15 protein-coding genes are annotated in these 17158 nt (G+C 49.7%); 13 read left to right on the forward strand and 2 right to left on the reverse strand.

Translation table 11 applies throughout. The features are described 5' to 3' along the window. The first annotated feature begins 72 nt into the window (after positions 1-72). From ruvB to MP213Fo_RS10035, 12 genes are all read left to right on the forward strand, one after another. The gene (gene ruvB / locus MP213Fo_RS09980; RefSeq protein WP_421088877.1) at positions 73-1113 is read left to right on the forward strand and encodes a Holliday junction branch migration DNA helicase RuvB; all 1041 of its coding nucleotides are present in this window, start codon (positions 73-75) and stop codon (positions 1111-1113) included. Then, positions 1113-1601: a YbgC/FadM family acyl-CoA thioesterase gene (locus MP213Fo_RS09985; protein WP_421088878.1), complete on the forward strand. Its 489-nt coding sequence runs from the start codon at positions 1113-1115 to the stop codon at positions 1599-1601. Before ruvB ends, MP213Fo_RS09985 begins: the two co-directional genes overlap by 1 nt. A 377-nt stretch (positions 1602-1978) precedes the next feature. Then, positions 1979-2689, forward strand: coding sequence for a protein TolQ (tolQ, locus tag MP213Fo_RS09990; protein ID WP_421088879.1), 711 nt, complete (start codon positions 1979-1981; stop codon positions 2687-2689). Positions 2690-2823: 134 nt separating this feature from the next. Then, entirely contained in the window at positions 2824-3273 is a 450-nt protein-coding gene (gene tolR, locus MP213Fo_RS09995) for a protein TolR (protein WP_421088880.1), read from the forward strand. 7 nt (positions 3274-3280) lie between these two features. After that, positions 3281-4360 carry a hypothetical protein gene (locus MP213Fo_RS10000; protein ID WP_421088881.1) on the forward strand — a complete coding sequence of 360 codons (1080 nt, stop codon included), beginning with the start codon at positions 3281-3283 and terminating at the stop codon, positions 4358-4360. Between the two features lie 95 nt (positions 4361-4455). Next, complete coding sequence (gene tolB / locus MP213Fo_RS10005; protein ID WP_421088882.1) at positions 4456-5799, forward strand: Tol-Pal system beta propeller repeat protein TolB; 1344 nt, start codon at positions 4456-4458, stop codon at positions 5797-5799. 406 nt (positions 5800-6205) lie between these two features. Next, a complete protein-coding gene (gene pal / locus MP213Fo_RS10010; RefSeq protein WP_421088883.1) occupies positions 6206-6724 on the forward strand; it encodes a peptidoglycan-associated lipoprotein Pal in 519 nt (172 codons plus the stop codon). Between the two features lie 231 nt (positions 6725-6955). Then, positions 6956-7933, forward strand: coding sequence for a tol-pal system protein YbgF (gene ybgF / locus MP213Fo_RS10015; RefSeq protein WP_421088884.1), 978 nt, complete (start codon positions 6956-6958; stop codon positions 7931-7933). A gap of 8 nt (positions 7934-7941) precedes the next feature. Beyond that, the gene (gene tilS / locus MP213Fo_RS10020; RefSeq protein ID WP_421088885.1) at positions 7942-9336 is read left to right on the forward strand and encodes a tRNA lysidine(34) synthetase TilS; all 1395 of its coding nucleotides are present in this window, start codon (positions 7942-7944) and stop codon (positions 9334-9336) included. 153 nt (positions 9337-9489) lie between these two features. After that, complete coding sequence (gene ftsH, locus MP213Fo_RS10025; RefSeq protein WP_421088886.1) at positions 9490-11433, forward strand: ATP-dependent zinc metalloprotease FtsH; 1944 nt, start codon at positions 9490-9492, stop codon at positions 11431-11433. Between the two features lie 242 nt (positions 11434-11675). Then, positions 11676-13025, forward strand: coding sequence for a phosphoglucosamine mutase (glmM, locus tag MP213Fo_RS10030; RefSeq protein WP_421088887.1), 1350 nt, complete (start codon positions 11676-11678; stop codon positions 13023-13025). A gap of 230 nt (positions 13026-13255) precedes the next feature. Beyond that, positions 13256-14023, forward strand: coding sequence for an outer membrane protein (locus MP213Fo_RS10035; protein WP_421088888.1), 768 nt, complete (start codon positions 13256-13258; stop codon positions 14021-14023). A gap of 64 nt (positions 14024-14087) precedes the next feature. Here the strand turns inward: MP213Fo_RS10035 and MP213Fo_RS10040 are convergent, their stop codons facing one another. Both MP213Fo_RS10040 and MP213Fo_RS10045 read right to left on the reverse strand, forming a co-directional pair. After that, positions 14088-14855, reverse strand: a complete 768-nt coding sequence (locus MP213Fo_RS10040; RefSeq protein WP_421088889.1) for a HEAT repeat domain-containing protein — start codon at positions 14853-14855, stop codon at positions 14088-14090. 238 nt (positions 14856-15093) lie between these two features. Continuing rightward, on the reverse strand, positions 15094-15393 hold the full coding sequence (locus tag MP213Fo_RS10045) for a helix-turn-helix domain-containing protein (protein WP_421088890.1): 300 nt from the start codon (positions 15391-15393) through the stop codon (positions 15094-15096). Positions 15394-15982: 589 nt separating this feature from the next. Here MP213Fo_RS10045 and MP213Fo_RS10050 point away from each other — a divergent pair. Further along, a complete protein-coding gene (locus MP213Fo_RS10050; RefSeq protein ID WP_421088891.1) occupies positions 15983-17149 on the forward strand; it encodes a phosphoserine transaminase in 1167 nt (388 codons plus the stop codon). Positions 17150-17158: the final 9 nt, after the last annotated feature.

A 17158-nucleotide genomic window follows, 5' to 3' on the forward strand; every position in this document is an offset into this window, starting at 1 on the left:
TTCGAGATTGCTCTTGGTGCCGGCTATGCCGGTATTGCGTATGTTGAACGGTGCAAATTACGGGTATGACGAATGAGTGATGAAGATCGTCTGATTTCCGCAGAAAAACGCGGCGAAGACACAGACACAGCCTTGCGTCCGCAAAACCTTGATGATTTTGTCGGGCAGGCGGCGGCACGGGCTAATTTAAAAATCTTTATTGAAGCGGCCAAAACCCGTGGCGAAGCGCTGGATCATGTGTTGTTTGTCGGGCCTCCGGGCTTGGGCAAGACCACTTTGGCGCAGATTATGTCGAAGGAGCTCGGGGTTAATTTTCGATCCACCTCGGGGCCGGTGATTGCCAAAGCCGGTGATCTTGCAGCTTTGCTGACCAATCTTGAAGACCGCGACGTGTTGTTTATCGATGAGATTCATCGCTTAAGCCCAGCGGTGGAGGAAATTCTCTATCCGGCAATGGAGGATTACCAGCTTGATCTGATTATTGGTGAGGGACCGGCAGCGCGTTCGGTTAAAATTGATCTTGCCAAATTTACACTGGTTGCTGCCACAACCCGTCTCGGGCTGTTGACCAATCCGCTGCGCGACCGCTTCGGTATTCCTGTGCGGCTCAATTTCTATACGGTTGATGAGTTGCAGCTGATTGTGCGCCGTGGGGCGCGCTTGATGCAGATGAATATTTCTGACGATGGCGCACGTGAAATTGCGCGTCGTTCGCGTGGTACGCCGCGTATTGCAGGCCGGTTATTACGCCGTGTACGGGATTTTGCCTTGGTGGCGAAGGCCGAGATTGTTGATGCGCGGGTTGCCGATGAAGCATTGCTGCGGCTTGAGGTCGATAATATCGGACTTGATCAGCTGGATATGCGTTATCTGACAATGATTGCCCGTAATTTTAATGGCGGGCCGGTGGGGATTGAAACCATTGCGGCCGGATTGTCTGAGCCGCGTGATGCGATTGAAGATATTATTGAGCCCTATCTGATCCAGCAGGGGTTTTTGCAGCGCACACCGCGCGGGCGGGTGCTGACAGTGAATGCATGGCAGCATATGGGGCTGACAGCACCGAGCGATCTGGCGGCCAAGCAAATCAATATGTTTGAGGATGAGGTCTGATGCAGGATGAATCATTTTCAACGAGCAACTCTGCCATACTGAATGCTGATGAGGCCGATGTTATTAACGGCACACTGACCGTGCAAGGTCACCGGTTGCTGGCGCGGGTCTATTATGCCGATACGGATTTTTCCGGTGTGGTTTATCATGGCCGCTATCTGGAGTTTCTGGAGCGCGGACGCACAGATTTTCTGCGGCTGAAAGGTGTACATCACACCCAGCTGGAAGAGGGGCAGTTGGGCGAGCCGATTGTCTGGATTGTGCGGCGGATGGAAATTGATTTTCGCTTGCCGGCGCGCATTGATGATTTGCTGGTGATTGAAACAGCTGTGATTGAGGCGACTGGTGCTCGCATCGCGATGCGGCAGGTGATTAAACGCAGCAATGGCGATGTGCTGATCGAGGCGCGCGTTGAGGCTGCGCTGATTAACAAGCAAGGGCGCCCAAGGCGGATGCCGAAAGAGTGGAAAGCGCTATTTGCAGGTTAAGGGCTGTGACGGTTTATTTATATGCCGATTTTTATTGCGCCGTATAAAAATGCCGGTAGCGGGCTAATCCTAACTTATCTTTAACCATAATAGTTCATCTTTGCCTGAGAATAGGGGGCTGACAGGCTGATTTTGCCGATCGCCTTCCTTTCACCAAAATTAACCGTAAAAAGCACATTAACCGGCCAACTATATTATGAGTCCGGCTATGCTGCTGATACGGGCAAAACGCAGGTTTAAGGCGCGTGCAGTACAAATGCATCCGGCCGCTTAAGATAAACATCAGATCGAAATGGTACGCACGCATCGCGAGGCAACCATTTTGTTTTTGCCGCCCGGTGATGAGCCGGGCGTTTGGATTCGAAGACAGGTGACAAATGGAAACGCTACCCATTGCAGCACATAGTGCAGATGTCAGTCTCTGGGGACTGTTCATGCAGGCCAACTGGGTTGTCAAACTTGTCATGCTGGGGTTGCTTGCAGCCTCAGTCTGGACATGGGCGATTATCGTCGACAAAACCCTTGCTTATCGCCGTGCAACCAGTGCGATTGACCGGTTTGAGCAGGTTTTCTGGTCCGGCCAGTCTTTGGAAGAATTATATCGTAATCTTGGCGAGCGCCGAACCACAGGTATGAGCGCAATTTTCATGTCGGCGATGCGCGAGTGGAAAAAATCTTTCGAAAAAGGCGCCCGTTCGCCGATTGCTCTGCAGATGCGTATTGAAAAAGCTATGGATGTGGCGCTGTCGCGTGAAAGCGACAAGCTGGAATCGCGCCTTGGCTTTTTGGCGACCATCGGTACCTCGGCACCGTTTATCGGTCTGTTTGGTACGGTTGTCGGGATTATGACCTCGTTTATGGCGATTGCGGCTTCTAAAAACACCAGCCTTGCGGTTGTAGCGCCGGGTATTGCTGAAGCTTTGCTGGCAACGGCAATTGGTCTTCTGGCCGCTATTCCAGCGGTTATTGCTTACAATAAGCTGACCGCAGATGCCGGACGTATTACTGCGCGTATGGAAGGTTTTGCCGATGAGTTCTCGGCCATACTGTCGCGACAAATTGATGAGAAGCTGACGCCGCGCAGCTAGAGCGGGTAACGTTTAGGTTGGATCGCAGCGCTCGCTCTAGATTTTAGAATTTCGCATTGTCATATCTATCAAGTTGATAGTGAAATGCTCTAGAGCGGTGTCATGTCGTAAGTTTAAGACCGGAAGGTTGCACTATGGGTATGTCATTAGGAAGTCGGGGCGGGTCAGGCGGACGCCGCCGTCGTCGTGGTAAAAACGCCCCGATGAGTGAAATCAACATCACGCCTTTTGTGGATGTGATGCTGGTCTTGCTGATCATTTTCATGGTTTCCGCACCGCTTTTGACATCAGGTGTGCCGATTGATCTGCCGGATACGCAGGCCAAGGCGCTGAATGCGGATACGCAGCCAATCACTGTCTCGGTGAATGATAAGGGGCAGGTTTATTTGCAGGAAACAGAAATTGATATCGCCGAGGTGGTTCCGAAACTCGAAGCCATTTCTAAAACAGGGTATGAGGAGCGCATTTTTGTGCGTGGTGACAAGAATGCAGATTACGGTACGGTCATGAAAGTGATGTCGCGTATTTCTGCCGCCGGATATAAAAATATCGGCCTTGTGACCCTCCAGGAGCAGGATAGCTGACGCCATCATGAAGGCAGGTCTGACATCCTCGGCAATTATCCATGCAGTCATTATCGGCTGGGGACTTTTTACGTTCTCATCGCCGAAACCCTTTGACATGACCGATACTGAATCCTTCCCTGTTGATATTGTGCCGATCAGCGATCTTTCGCAGGTACAGCAGGGCGATAAAAAAGCACCGATAGCTGAAAAAGCGGCTGCCAAGCCGACTACAAAACCACAAACCGTTGAACAGGCGGAAAATGCCGGTGACAATGATCTGGATTTGAAAACGCCGCCAATGCCGAATGAAAAACCGAAACCGGTTGAAACGGCTGAAGCAGCTAAACCGGAAGAAAAACCAGCTGAAAAGCCGGCACCGGAACCAGAGCCGGTTAAAGAAACCAAGCCGGAGCCAAAACCTGAACCGGTAAAGCCGCCGGAACCGGTAAAGCCGCCAGAGCCTAAAATTGAGCCTAAGGCAGAGGTCAAGCCGGATGCGGTTGCCGAAGCAATTGAAAAGCAGCCTGAAGAAACGCAGGAAGTGAAGCTGCCGGATCGGGTGCCGGCACCGGAAGCCAAGCCGAAGCCGGAAAAGACTGAAACCGCCAAAGCTGAAGATAAGAAAAAAGACGAAAAGAAGCCGGAAAAACCAATATCAACCGCGCAGAATAAATCACAGGATAAAGATGCAAAGGCCGATGAGGTTGCTGCGCTATTGAACCGTGAAAAGGCTGCCGGCGGCGGTGCTAAACGCACGACTGATCAGGCCGCTTTCGGTGCTAAGAAAACCACTGGTGGTGCCAAGCTCAGCCAAACTGAAATGGACGCTTTGAAAGGCCAGATCAGTGACAAATGGAATATTCCGGCAGGTGTTGCTGACGCCTCCGATTTACGGGTGATCGTCAAAATGAATTTGACGGAAGCCGGTGAAATTTCGGGCACGCCGGAGGTGACATTTACAGGGGGCGATTCAATCGTCGGCCGTGCCGCAGCAGACAGTGCCCGACGGGCAGTGATGCGCGCAGCGCCATATAACTTGCCACGCGATAAATATGAAACATGGGCAACGGTCATTGTTAATTTTGATCCGAGCGAAATGTTTTAAAGCCGGCTAAGCCAGATATAAGACTGCAGCTGTATTAAAAAGCGGTTCAGCTGTAGTCTTTCAATACGCAATGTGGGATTTCTCACAAACCAATTATGATCAGGACAAACGAGGTCCACGCCATCATGAAGACACTGTTTAGAACGTTATTTTCATTGTTTACTGTCGCGGCAGTTGTGAGCACCATGGCTGTGCTTCCGGCGCGTGCGGTTGTGGAGGTGAACATTAACAAGGGTAATGTTGAGCCGCTGCCGATTGCTTTGACAGATTTTCTGTCCGGTGATCAGCTGGGTGCCGAGATTACCTCTATTATTGCAGCGGATCTTGAGCGTTCGGGCTTGTTTGCGCCGATCGACAAGAAAGCATTTATTGAGAAAATTACCAATCCGGATGTCGCGCCGCGTTTTGAGGACTGGAAAGTTATCAATGCACAGGCACTGGTTACCGGCCGTGTAACCAAGCAGCCGGATGGCCGACTTAAGGCAGAGTTCCGCTTATGGGATACCTTTGCCGGGCAGCAACTTGCCGGACAGCAGTTTTTCACCACGCCTGAGAATAAGCGTCGTGTAGCGCATATCATCGCGGATGCGATTTATGAGCGCCTGACCGGTGAAAAGGGCTATTTTGATACGCGTATCGTGTTTGTTGATGAATCCGGCAGCGCCCAGAAACGTGTGAAGCGTCTGGCGATTATGGATCAGGACGGCGCTAATATCCGTTATCTGACAGATGGCCGTGATCTGGTTCTGACACCGCGCTTCTCACCAAGCCGCCAGGAAATCACCTATATGTCTTTTGCAGGTGATCGTCCTCGGGTTTATCTGTTGCAGCTTGAAACCGGTCAGCAGGAAATTGTCGGGAATTTCCCTGGTATGACAATCGCACCGCGCTTTTCGCCGGATGGACAAAAAGTGGTTATGAGCCTGCTGCAGGATGATGGCAGTGCCAATATTTACACTATGGATCTGCGCTCACGCACCACAACGCGGCTGACCAGCAGTCAGGCGATTGATACATCGGCATCCTATTCGCCGGACGGTTCAAAAATTGCTTTCGAATCCGACCGTGGCGGACGCCAGCAGATTTATGTGATGGGTTCTGATGGTTCAAACCCGCAGCGTATTTCTTTTGGTAATGGCAGCTACTCAACGCCTGTGTGGTCGCCACGTGGTGATATGATCGCCTTTACCAAACAATCCGGCGGTCAGTTTTCGATTGGCGTGATGAAAACCGATGGTTCGGGCGAGCGCTTGCTGACAACCGGTTATCATAATGAAGGCCCGACCTGGGCGCCGAATGGCCGCGTGCTGATGTTCTTCCGTCAGGCATCGGGTGCAGGTCCGCGTCTTTTCACTATTGATCTGACAGGACGTAACGAGCGTCAGATTCAAACGCCGAATTTTTCGTCTGATCCGGCATGGTCACCTTTGCTGAACTAGAGCGGGTAACGTTCGGGTTGAATCGTAGCGCTCGCTCTGGATTTTAGAGTTTTCGCATTCTCATACCTATCAAGTTGATAGTGAAATGCTCTAGGTGAGAGTGAACGATATTAAATGGAGACAAGGCCCGTTACTTATAGATGCGGGCCTTGTTTTAGCAATCTCCCCATATTCCGGATTTTTGCATTAAAAAAGCCGTGTTTATGCCGCATTGCTGTTAAATCACTCTGCTTCCTGTTTGATTATGCAGCTCATATTTTGCGTTGTTGAAGAATAGGTTCTTGATATTTTATGCCGCGCAAGACAAAATTAACCATGTTTTTTGTGCGGTTTTTAACCTAAATATGATTAATCATCTGCTTGGTCATATTTGATATAAACGCAATATTCTTAAGGAGTACGGGCCATGCGCCGTTCCCAGTCGATTGCCCGCAGCCCGTTTGCTGTTGCCCTGTTCCTGGCACTTGCCGTTGCCGGTTGTGCCAATAAAAAGAACCTGCCTAACAATGCCGGAGACCTTGGTCTCAACGGCGGTATGGGTGCCAATGGTGCCGTTGCCGGTTCAGCTCAGGACTTTACTGTTAATGTTGGCGACCGCGTGTTTTTTGATCTCGATTCTTCTGTGATCCGTGGTGATGCACAGCAGACTTTGTCACGTCAGGCACAGTGGCTGGCTCGTTACCCGAATTATTCGATTACCGTTGAAGGTCACTCGGATGAACGTGGTACACGCGAATACAACCTTGCACTTGGACAGCGCCGTGCGGCAGCAGCCCGTGATTACCTTGCTTCACGCGGTGTGCCGGTTAATCGTATGCGCACTGTTTCTTACGGTAAGGAACGTCCGGTTGCAGTTTGCGACAATATTTCCTGCTGGTCGCAGAACCGCCGTGCGGTTACTGTGCTTAACGGCGCCGGTAGCTAAGTCTTTTGTGCCTTGTTATAAAGGCGCGGTAAAAAAGACACAGAGTTATGGGAAAAGCGGCCTTCGGGTCGCTTTTTTCTGTTTGAATATAAAAGTCAAAATTTGGCCCTACTCAATTGCACCATCTTAACTGAGATTATAAAGATTGAGCGGTTGTGGTGAATGGCGTGCTTTTCATTACAATCATGGCTGTAAAGCTTGATATGAAATTTGGCACATGAGGTGTTGTGAATGAAAAAAGCGATGAAGAAACTGGCAGTAACAGTCAGTTTGCTGTCTTTTCTGGGAGGGGTTGCAGGCATAACCTCAGCCCATGCGCAGGTTAATGATCAGCGTGTGAACCAGTTGCAGGAGCAAGTGCGTGACCTGAGCGGCAAAGTGGAAGAAATGAATTTCCAGATTTTGCAGATGCAGGAACAAATGCGCAAAATTCAGGAAGATAATGAATTCCGCTTTGAAGAGTTGGAAAAGAAGAAGAAGGCTGATGCCGGATCATCAGAAACAACTAAAACAGCGGCGGCAGATTCTGCCGCTGCCACTTCTTCGGCAAGTGCTCAGACTACAGAGCCGGAAGCTGTTACGACTAATGACCGTTCTGCACAAAATGATGTCGCTGATTTGCAGTCGAATACAGTTGTAAATTCAGGGTCAGCTTCGGGCAATGGTGCCGATTCCGTTGCTACTGGTAATCCATCATTGGATGATACGTCTTCGCAGGCTCCGCGGGCGTTGGGTTCAATCCGGTTTGATTCCAGTGGCAATGTAATCGGCGGCAGTTTGAATCAAGAAGCGCCAACCGAGCAGATAGCTTCCTTGCCACCAACAGATAATCCGAATGTGCTATATCAGGGGGCATATCAGTTTATTCTGGCCGGTGATTACCGCGCGGCTGAGGTGGCGTTTCGCTCACATATTGACCGTTTCCCTGCCGATCCTATGACCTCCGATGCCCGTTATTGGCTGGGTGAGGCGCTTTACGGTCAGGAGCGCTATGCCGAGGCCGCAACGGTCTTTATCGATAATCAGCGTGATTTTCCTGATTCCAAGCGCGGTGCTGAGAATATGCTGAAACTTGGCATGGCGATGGCCAAACTCAATGACCGTGAAGTGGCCTGTGCTACTCTATCAAAGGTCGCTACGCGTTTCCCGACAGCAGCACCAGCAGTGTTGAAACGGGCTGAGGACGAACGCAAACTCAATCATTGCTGAGTGATGCAGTGAACACAAACCACGGCAAAGCTGACTTTTTGAAACAAGCCTATGCAGGGTTCGATGCTTGTTACCCTGCCGGAAAGCAATCTGCGGTGATTGTTGCTGTTTCCGGCGGCAGCGATTCCATGGCGCTGTTATTACTGGCTAAAAGCTACCTCACAAAGCATCACACTGATTGCCGGCTGATAGCAGTTACAGTTGATCACCAGTTACGCCCGGAATCAGCGCAGGAAGCTGCCGGTGTTGCTATTTTTTGCAAACAATTAGGGATAAGCCATCAGATTCTCTGCTGGGATGCGGCAAAGCCTGATACCGGCATGGCATCGGCTGCACGTGATGCCCGCTATGGCCTGCTGGTTGAAGCAGCGCATGCCAATAGTGCAAAAATTATTCTCACTGGCCACACCGCGGATGATCAGGTGGAAACCTATCTGATGCGCAGTCAACGCAGCATGGTTGATACTGATGAACCAAGTGAAATGCGTGGGCTTGCGGCTATGGCAAGTCAAACATTGCTGCAAAACAGAGTTTTGCTGTGCCGCCCGCTGTTGAAAATCTGGCGGCAAACATTACGCGATTATCTTCAGGCCTGTGACACCGCATGGTATGATGATCCGAGCAATGACAATCTGACTTATGAGCGACCACGCATGCGGATGCTGGCAGCACAGACCGATAAGCAGGCTGTGCTTGATGCGGTGCATCAGGCGGGCTATCTCAGGCAGCAAAACAACCGCCGCGTTGCAAAATTACTGAAGCGTAATCTTGGTCGTATCAGCCTGCTGTCAGGCGGTGGATTAGTGCTGCCGCATGGCTGGGATGAGGGTGACACCGGGGTGGCGCCGCTGGCGCTGGCTTATCTGCTGGCAGCGATAGGCGGGCACCCCCTGTTACCGCCGGTCAGAGAGGTTGCAGCTTTATCCAGACAGTTGCAGTCTGCCCCGCTTACAGGCCGGTTCCGGCGGACTTTGCACCACTGTGTTGTTGAAAAATCTGCAAAGAGTTTAAAAATCTGGCGTGAGCGCCGCAATTTACCCACAGCAATGCTGCAAGCGGGAGAAAGCATGGTTTGGGACGGGCGGTTTCATATCAGTAATCACGCTGAATTTCCGGTAAAGATTATGGTGCCGACAGCACCACAATTATCCGGATATTTGAGGGGGCATCAGATTAAAGTGCAGCAAATTCATCGGGATTGTCTGATGTCAGCGCCCGCAATTTTGCGTGATGATGCGCTGGCAGAGATTCCCGCACTAGCAGATTTGGTGCCGCAAAGCCTGCCAGTGGTGCTGCTGCGCAGCTATGCCTGCTTCGACAAAGTACTCTCAGGACATGATTTCGAGGTTGTGCCGGTTGTGAAGGAGCTTTTAACCATGCCTCTCAACCATAAATACAGGTAAAGTCTGCAAAGAATGCAGAAGAATCACATATGAAGCTTTGCTCTACCTTGGCAAGGCAGTTCTTCGAACCTATGTTAGGTTTAAATATTTTTCGGATTGCGCCAAGACGGGCGTTTAAGGCCGGAACGACGTTGGTAATCGATTGGACCCGAAATGAATCCAAATTATCGCAACTTCGCCCTTTGGGCGATCATTGCTCTCCTGCTGGTTGCATTGTTTAATCTGTTTCAGAGCCCGGCGCAGCGTGCGTCGTCTCAGGAAATTCCTTATTCGCAATTTATCGATGACGTATCGGGTGGACGGGTTAAATCTGTCACCATTACCGGTCCGCGTATTGTCGGTGTTTACACGGATAATAATGCAAGCTTCCAGACCTATTCTCCGCCTTCAGATGCCAATCTGATCAGCCGTCTTGAAGAAAAAAATGTTGCAATAACCGCAAAGCCTGAAAGCGATGGTTCGGGGTCGCTGTTTGGCATTCTGCTGTCATGGCTGCCGATGATCCTGATCCTCGGCGTGTGGATATTCTTCATGCGTCAGATGCAGGGCGGCTCACGCGGCGCTATGGGTTTTGGAAAGTCCAAAGCCAAACTGCTCACTGAAGCCCATGGTCGTGTAACGTTTCAGGATGTTGCCGGTGTGGATGAAGCCAAAGAAGACCTTGAAGAAATCGTAGAATTTTTGCGTGATCCGCAGAAGTTCCAGCGTCTTGGCGGTAAAATTCCGCGCGGTGTGCTGCTTGTGGGCCCTCCGGGTACCGGTAAGACTTTGCTGGCGCGCTCGGTTGCCGGTGAAGCCAATGTACCGTTCTTTACGATTTCCGGTTCTGATTTTGTTGAAATGTTTGTCGGTGTTGGTGCCTCGCGCGTGCGTGACATGTTTGAACAGGCTAAGAAAAACGCCCCTTGCATTATCTTTATCGACGAAATCGATGCTGTTGGCCGTCATCGTGGTGCCGGTGTTGGTGGCGGAAATGATGAGCGCGAACAGACGCTGAATCAGTTGCTGGTTGAGATGGATGGTTTTGAAGCCAATGAGAATATTATTCTGATTGCTGCTACCAACCGCCCTGACGTACTGGATCCTGCTCTGATGCGTCCGGGTCGTTTTGACCGTCAGGTTGTGGTGCCTAATCCGGATGTGTCCGGCCGTGAGCAGATTCTTAAAGTGCATGTTCGCAATGTGCCATTGGCGCCGAATGTGGATCTGAAAGTACTGGCACGCGGTACACCTGGTTTCTCGGGTGCGGATCTGATGAACCTTGTCAACGAAGCTGCTTTGATGACCGCGCGCCGTAACAAGCGTTTGGTAACAATGCAGGAGTTTGAAGACTCTAAAGACAAGATCATGATGGGTGCGGAGCGCCGTTCTTCGGCGATGACGCAGGAAGAAAAAGAACTGACAGCCTATCATGAAGCCGGCCATGCGATTGTTGCAATGAATGTTGCTGCTGCTGATCCGGTGCATAAGGCCACCATTATTCCGCGTGGTCGTGCACTTGGTATGGTGATGCAGCTGCCTGAAGGCGACAAATATTCCATGAGCTACAAATGGATGGTCTCGCGCCTTGCAATTATGATGGGTGGCCGTATTGCTGAAGAACTGAAATTTGGCAAGGAAAACATTACATCCGGCGCTTCTTCTGACATTGAGCAGGCCACCAAGCTTGCCCGTGCCATGGTGACGCGTTGGGGCTTTTCTGACAAGCTTGGCTATGTTGCTTATGGCGAAAATCAGGAAGAAGTGTTCCTCGGTCATTCTGTGTCGCGTACACAAAATGTGTCGGAAGCAACTGCACAGCTGATTGATGCGGAAGTGCGCGAGCTGATCGACAGGGCTTATGTTGAAGCGCGTGAAATTCTCACAAACAAGCATGACGCATGGATTGCGATTGCTGAAGGCCTGCTTGAATATGAAACACTGAGCGGTGAAGAGATCAAGCAGCTGATCAAAGGTCAGAAGCCAACCCGTGATACCGGTGATGATACGTCATCATCACGCGGATCAGGTGTGCCTAAGGCTGGTGCTTCACGCAAAAAACCGGACAGTGAACCGGATGCCGGCAGTAAGGATATGGAGCCTGAGCCGCAGTCATAATGGCAGTCTTTTTAAAAGATTACACTGATTATAAGAACCGGGCTTTATGAGCCCGGTTTTTTATTGATATAATTTTAAAGATAATTTGATTGCAAAATGATCATTTTAGGCTGCCGAATTATGATCAATATTTGACAAGCAGTAGGAAATCGCTGCATTGCTAATACAATATTATGTCTGTCTTTGGCGATTGTTTCGTGTGACGGGCACATTCGACTATATCGTGAAGAAAAGGCTTTGACATGTCCCGTAAATATTTTGGCACCGATGGCATTCGCGGTAAGGCTAATTCTTTTCCGATGACACCGGATATTGCCATGCGGGTCGGGATGGCTGTGGGACTGTCTTTTCGCGATGGCGGGCAGGGACGGCGTGTGGTGATCGGTAAAGATACCCGCCGCTCCGGCTATATGCTGGAAAATGCTCTGGTTGCCGGTTTTACTTCAATGGGCATGGAGGTGTTTTTGCTGGGACCAATTCCAACACCTGCTGTTGCTATGCTGTGCCGCTCGTTGCGTGCCGATATAGGCGTGATGATTTCAGCCTCGCATAACCCGTATTATGACAATGGTATCAAGCTGTTCGGACCGGATGGATTTAAACTGTCGGACGCCCTTGAACTGAAAATTGAAAAATTGATTGATGACGACATGAGCGCTCATATGAGCAGTCATGGTGAGATTGGCCGTGCCAAGCGCGTGGATGGTGATATTTATCGCTATATTGAATTTGCCAAGCGCACGATGCCGCGTCACTTGTCGCTGAATGGACTGCGTATTGTGGTCGATTGCGCCAATGGTGCTGCGTATAAAGTTGCGCCAGCCGCTTTGTGGGAGCTCGGCGCGGAAGTTATCACGATCAATAATACGCCAAATGGCACCAATATTAATGAAGATTGCGGCTCAACACATCCGGAGGGTCTGATCCGCAAAGTGCATGAAACCCGTGCCGATGTGGGTATTGCGCTTGACGGTGATGCCGACCGCGTGCTGATGGTTGACGAAAATGGCACCATTATTGATGGTGATCAGCTGATGGCGGTGATTGCAGAGAGTTGGTCTGCGACCGGACGCCTTGTTGGCGGTGGTATTGTTGCGACCATCATGTCCAATCTGGGGCTTGAGCGTTTCCTTGGCGATAAGGGGCTGACACTGGCACGCACAAAAGTTGGCGACCGTTATGTGGTTGAACATATGCGTAAACATGGTTTCAATGTAGGCGGTGAGCAGTCCGGCCATATCGTGTTGTCAGAATTCGGCACCACCGGTGATGGCCTGATCTCGGCACTTCAAATTCTTGCGGTTATGCAGGAGCAGGGACGCCCTCTGAGCGAGGTTTGCCGTAAGTTTGAGCCTGTGCCGCAGATTTTGAAAAATATTCGCGTATCAGGCGCTAAGCTTTTGGATGATAAGAAAGTTATTCAGGCTATTGCTGATGGTAAAACCAATTTGGGTGATAGCGGACGTGTGGTTATCCGCCCTTCAGGAACCGAGCCTTTGATCCGTGTTATGGCTGAAGGCGATGATTACCAGCAGGTTGAAACTGTCGTTGATGATATTATCAGTGCGATCAGAACTGCCGCTAAGGTGTAAGCAATATTATTAAGTTTATGCAGTGCGATATTGAGAAGCGCATATGTATATATTAGAGCGTAATAAAAAGGGGCATTTATGTCCCTTTTTTGTATAAAGTTATCTGTGTAACTATTAATAAACATCGTGAACAAACAAGGTTAAGCAGCATTTAACTTTTCACAATTATGGTGGCGTTCAAGAATAGTCGTCCCGGTGAGACAAGCCGAGACAGTGCGTTAGGACACACTATGAAGAAATTTAGGAATTTGCTTGTTGCCGGTGTTGCAGGATTGACATTTGCTGTCTCTACAGCGCCTGTTTTTGCCGCAGATATTCTCATTCCGGAAGTGCCGGAAGTGCCGGAAGTGATTGTACAGCCAGCGCCAATCAATGGCTGGTATTTGCGCGGTGATATCGGCTATTCAAAACCCCGCTTTAAGGGCGCGGATTATGGCGAAAGCTGTGGGGACTGCGGAACTATTGTTGATGGTAAGCTGAAAGGCTCATTCCTCATTGGCGGTGGCGTTGGTTATCAGGTCACTGATTATTTCCGTACCGATCTGACACTGGATTATATGACACGTTCGAAATTTACCAGTCAACGCGATGAAAGCCATTTGTCTGCGCTTTCTCTGCTGGCTAATGCCTATGTCGATCTCGGCAATTTCAATGGTTTCACCCCTTATGTCGGTGCCGGTATTGGTGGTACGCGTGTCAAATGGTCGGATGTGGTTGATACAACGAACAATGGTATCTTACCGGGCGAAGCCAATTGGCGCTTTACATGGGCTTTGATGGCCGGTGCCTCTTATGATCTGACAGACAGCTTGAAGCTTGATGCAGGCTATCGCTTCCGTCGCGTTGAAGGCGGCCAAATGTTTGGCAGCAATCACGGTGTTGCCGATGGCTATGATAGAGGCTTCGACATTCATGACGTGCGTGTTGGACTGCGCTATCAGTTCGGCGGCTATGCCCGTCCGGTTGCCTATAATGGCATGAAGCCACCGGCTTTTTGATATCATATTAATTTGCTGCGCCTTAAACGGCGCAGCAAATGTTTTGCTTATAGATATTCTGATTTTATTTATTAATGGTGCGCAAAGCGCGCTTACAAATCCGGATTGTTGCCGGTGTGTTGCACTCATTCAACCAGCGGTCACACACAGTCTGTACCCAGTCAGGGCTGCTTTTGGACGCATCATTCAGCCAGTTTGCCACTGAATCCTGTACATAAACGGATGAATCACTGCGCAAGGCGTCAAGAATTGGCAAAGCCAGTTCAGGTTGTTTTTTCAGCAGGGTGAAATGCGCGCACCATACGCCGCGCGGACGGATAGCCTCGCAGGCAAAACGGCGGATTTTATCCGAACTATCTTTTGTCCAAGGCAATAGCAGGCTCAATGTTTCTTCAGGCTGAGCAATGATATCCTTGCGCATTGCCAGCCATGACCACTCCCGCACACCAAAATGACTATCATTTGCCAGCGGGCGAATTAGGGTGAGCTTTTCAGCTAAAGACATATTGTCTTGCTGCCCGATATAATAACAAGCCCAGCCGCGAACAGTATCAGATGCATGCTTGCTCAACTCTTCAAGGTTGGTTTGAGGATGTGTGTGCAATAACTGTGCGGCCAGAGTCATACGGGCCGTGATGCCGGTTTTAGATGCTTCACTGAGTAAGTGAAGCGCCTGAGGGCTGACAAAAGAGAGAGTATTTCTCATTAATTGTGCAAAATCGACAGCAAGGCATTCAGTGAGGACTGTGGTTTCAACTGTACCACTGTTCAGGGCTGTAATTCGCTGTGATGTTATATCACTCATACGGCGAATAGTTGGTGTTTTAGCCATATGTAATTATTCCTGCGAAAAGTAGCGCTGATCATGTTTCAAATCAGACGGATATAATGCTGCATGACGTAATATCACAAGGCATTTATTCGTTATGATATGTGGTTTTGGCTTTGAGTAAAAATATCGATTTGGTATTTAATGTTTTGCCATTTTGGTATTTCATAACTTTAGTATATTTGTGTTTGATTGATTTTTTCAATCATAAGGGAGAATCACTGCGTTAAAATTCCGGCACTTAGCTCTCAGTTTCTGACGAAGCTAAAAAGCGCATATAGAACAGAACCTGAATTTTTTGCTTGTCAGACAGAGTGCCGATAACGCTCATAATATTGGAATCGAGGTCGTCACCCTTCGGAAACAGTAATCCCTCAGCCGTTATGCCGAGATGGGGGGCAAGACGTTCAGCCCATTGTTTGGTCAGAGTTCTTTCACCATCTTCCAGACGCTTGATCTGAGGTTGTGATGTTCCAGCAAGAGCACCGAGCTCTTTCTGTGTGAGACCTGATTTTTCCCGAAGGCGCTTTAACTGTGACATGCGCTTATTGTATGGGAAGTACTATTGAGCATCAAAAACCATGGTGGTATTTTCAGCTTGATTATTAATACCAATGTGGAATTATTTCTTTCGAGAAACTCCCGTGTTGTTTTGGAAAACATAAAATTCTCCATATTTTCAGAGGGAACAAAATACAGCGGCCATAGACCTTCCGGACTGAAGGGTAATGTTGTGTGTGTGGTGAAATAAATTGGCAGAATAATACTCTGCCAATAAGGCTGTTTGATAGATCAGCTGTAAACACTGGTTGCATTTTCAACCAGTGAGGCCGAGACGATGTCATGCCCCCGCTTGCTCGTCTCGGCCGTCACTTATGGCGATTGCTGGAGCTGCGGAGCAGAATTTCAACGCCCTAATCTTGCTGGATTATACAGCATGTCTTGATATGAATACACAATAATTAGTTGAATGTCTGGTTTTTTAAATCTTAAGTTGCGTATGTATCTTGATAGATGCGACAAAATAAAACGGCGGCTACTCTTGCACTGCGTTTAAGTTTTCTATACCGAGGTCAGTGGGCCACTTCTCCCCAACGGGAAGCGAGCTATCTGTGAGGATAGGAAACATTATGACGACTTTACCAAAGCCGGACATCCGTCCGCTTAATGCACAATTTTCTTCAGGTCCTTGTACCAAGCGTCCGGGTTGGACACTTGAAGCGCTTGCAGATGCACCGCTTGGTCGCTCGCATCGCGCTAAACTTGGCAAGACAAAGCTTAAACAAGCGATTGACCTGACACGTGAAATTCTCCAAATTCCTGATGATTACCGCATCGGCATAGTTCCGGCATCGGATACCGGTGCTGTTGAAATGGCCTTGTGGTCACTGCTTGGCGCTCGCGGCGTTGATATGGTTGCGTGGGAAAGCTTCGGTGCCGGTTGGGTCACTGACGTTGTAAAGCAACTTCAATTACAAAATGTACGCACATTTGAAGCGCCATATGGTGAGATCGTTGATTTCGCCAAAGTGGATTTTGACCGCGATGTGGTTTTCACATGGAACGGCACAACGTCAGGCGTGCGTGTGCCAAATGCTGATTTTATTCCGGCAGACCGCCAAGGCCTGACAATTTGTGATGCCACATCCGCTGCATTTGCGCAGGATATGGATTACAGCAAGCTCGATGTTGTTACCTTCTCATGGCAGAAAGTGCTCGGCGGCGAGGGCGCGCATGGTATGCTGATCCTCAGCCCGCGCGCTGTTGAACGCCTTGAAAGCTATAAGCCGGCATGGCCGCTGCCAAAAATCTTCCGCATGACCAAAGGCGGCAAGCTGATTGAGGGTATCTTTACGGGCGAAACCATCAATACCCCATCAATGCTCTGCGTTGAAGACTATCTGGATGCGCTGGAATGGGCACAATCCATTGGCGGTTTGCAGGGTTTACGAGCGCGTGCTGATAAAAACTTTGCTGTGCTGGATGGTTTTGTAAACAGTCGCGACTGGATTGCCAATCTGGCGATTGATCCGGCTACCCGTTCTAACACCTCTGTTTGCCTGACAATCACCGATCCGCAAGTTACGGCTTTGCCGGCAGACCAGCAGGCTGCATTTGCCAAGGCCATTGTTACCAGCCTTGATAAAGAAGGCGTGGCTTTTGATATCGGTGCTTACCGCGATGCGCCTTCAGGCTTGCGTATCTGGGCAGGGGCAACGGTTGAGGCTTCTGATTTGCAGGTATTATTACCTTGGCTGGACTGGGCTTTTGCAACGCAAAAAGCGCAGCTTTCCTGAACAATACAC

It is taken from the genome of Pseudochrobactrum mosebachae, from assembly GCF_048914685.1.
In the GTDB taxonomy this organism is placed as follows: domain Bacteria; phylum Pseudomonadota; class Alphaproteobacteria; order Rhizobiales; family Rhizobiaceae; genus Pseudochrobactrum.

Excerpts from the sequence above, each read along its gene's own strand:
- ruvB (WP_421088877.1), top strand. The coding sequence starts at position 73 with ATGAGTGATGAAGATCGTCTGATTTCCGCAGAAAAACGCGGCGAAGAC.
- MP213Fo_RS09985 (WP_421088878.1), top strand. The coding sequence starts at position 1,113 with ATGCAGGATGAATCATTTTCAACGAGCAACTCTGCCATACTGAATGCT.
- tolQ (WP_421088879.1), top strand. The coding sequence starts at position 1,979 with ATGGAAACGCTACCCATTGCAGCACATAGTGCAGATGTCAGTCTCTGG.
- tolR (WP_421088880.1), top strand. The coding sequence starts at position 2,824 with ATGGGTATGTCATTAGGAAGTCGGGGCGGGTCAGGCGGACGCCGCCGT.
- MP213Fo_RS10000 (WP_421088881.1), top strand. The coding sequence starts at position 3,281 with ATGAAGGCAGGTCTGACATCCTCGGCAATTATCCATGCAGTCATTATC.
- tolB (WP_421088882.1), top strand. The coding sequence starts at position 4,456 with ATGATCAGGACAAACGAGGTCCACGCCATCATGAAGACACTGTTTAGA.
- pal (WP_421088883.1), top strand. The coding sequence starts at position 6,206 with ATGCGCCGTTCCCAGTCGATTGCCCGCAGCCCGTTTGCTGTTGCCCTG.
- ybgF (WP_421088884.1), top strand. The coding sequence starts at position 6,956 with ATGAAAAAAGCGATGAAGAAACTGGCAGTAACAGTCAGTTTGCTGTCT.
- ftsH (WP_421088886.1), top strand. The coding sequence starts at position 9,490 with ATGAATCCAAATTATCGCAACTTCGCCCTTTGGGCGATCATTGCTCTC.
- glmM (WP_421088887.1), top strand. The coding sequence starts at position 11,676 with ATGTCCCGTAAATATTTTGGCACCGATGGCATTCGCGGTAAGGCTAAT.
- MP213Fo_RS10035 (WP_421088888.1), top strand. The coding sequence starts at position 13,256 with ATGAAGAAATTTAGGAATTTGCTTGTTGCCGGTGTTGCAGGATTGACA.
- MP213Fo_RS10040 (WP_421088889.1), bottom strand. The coding sequence starts at position 14,855 with ATGGCTAAAACACCAACTATTCGCCGTATGAGTGATATAACATCACAG.
- MP213Fo_RS10045 (WP_421088890.1), bottom strand. The coding sequence starts at position 15,393 with ATGTCACAGTTAAAGCGCCTTCGGGAAAAATCAGGTCTCACACAGAAA.
- MP213Fo_RS10050 (WP_421088891.1), top strand. The coding sequence starts at position 15,983 with ATGACGACTTTACCAAAGCCGGACATCCGTCCGCTTAATGCACAATTT.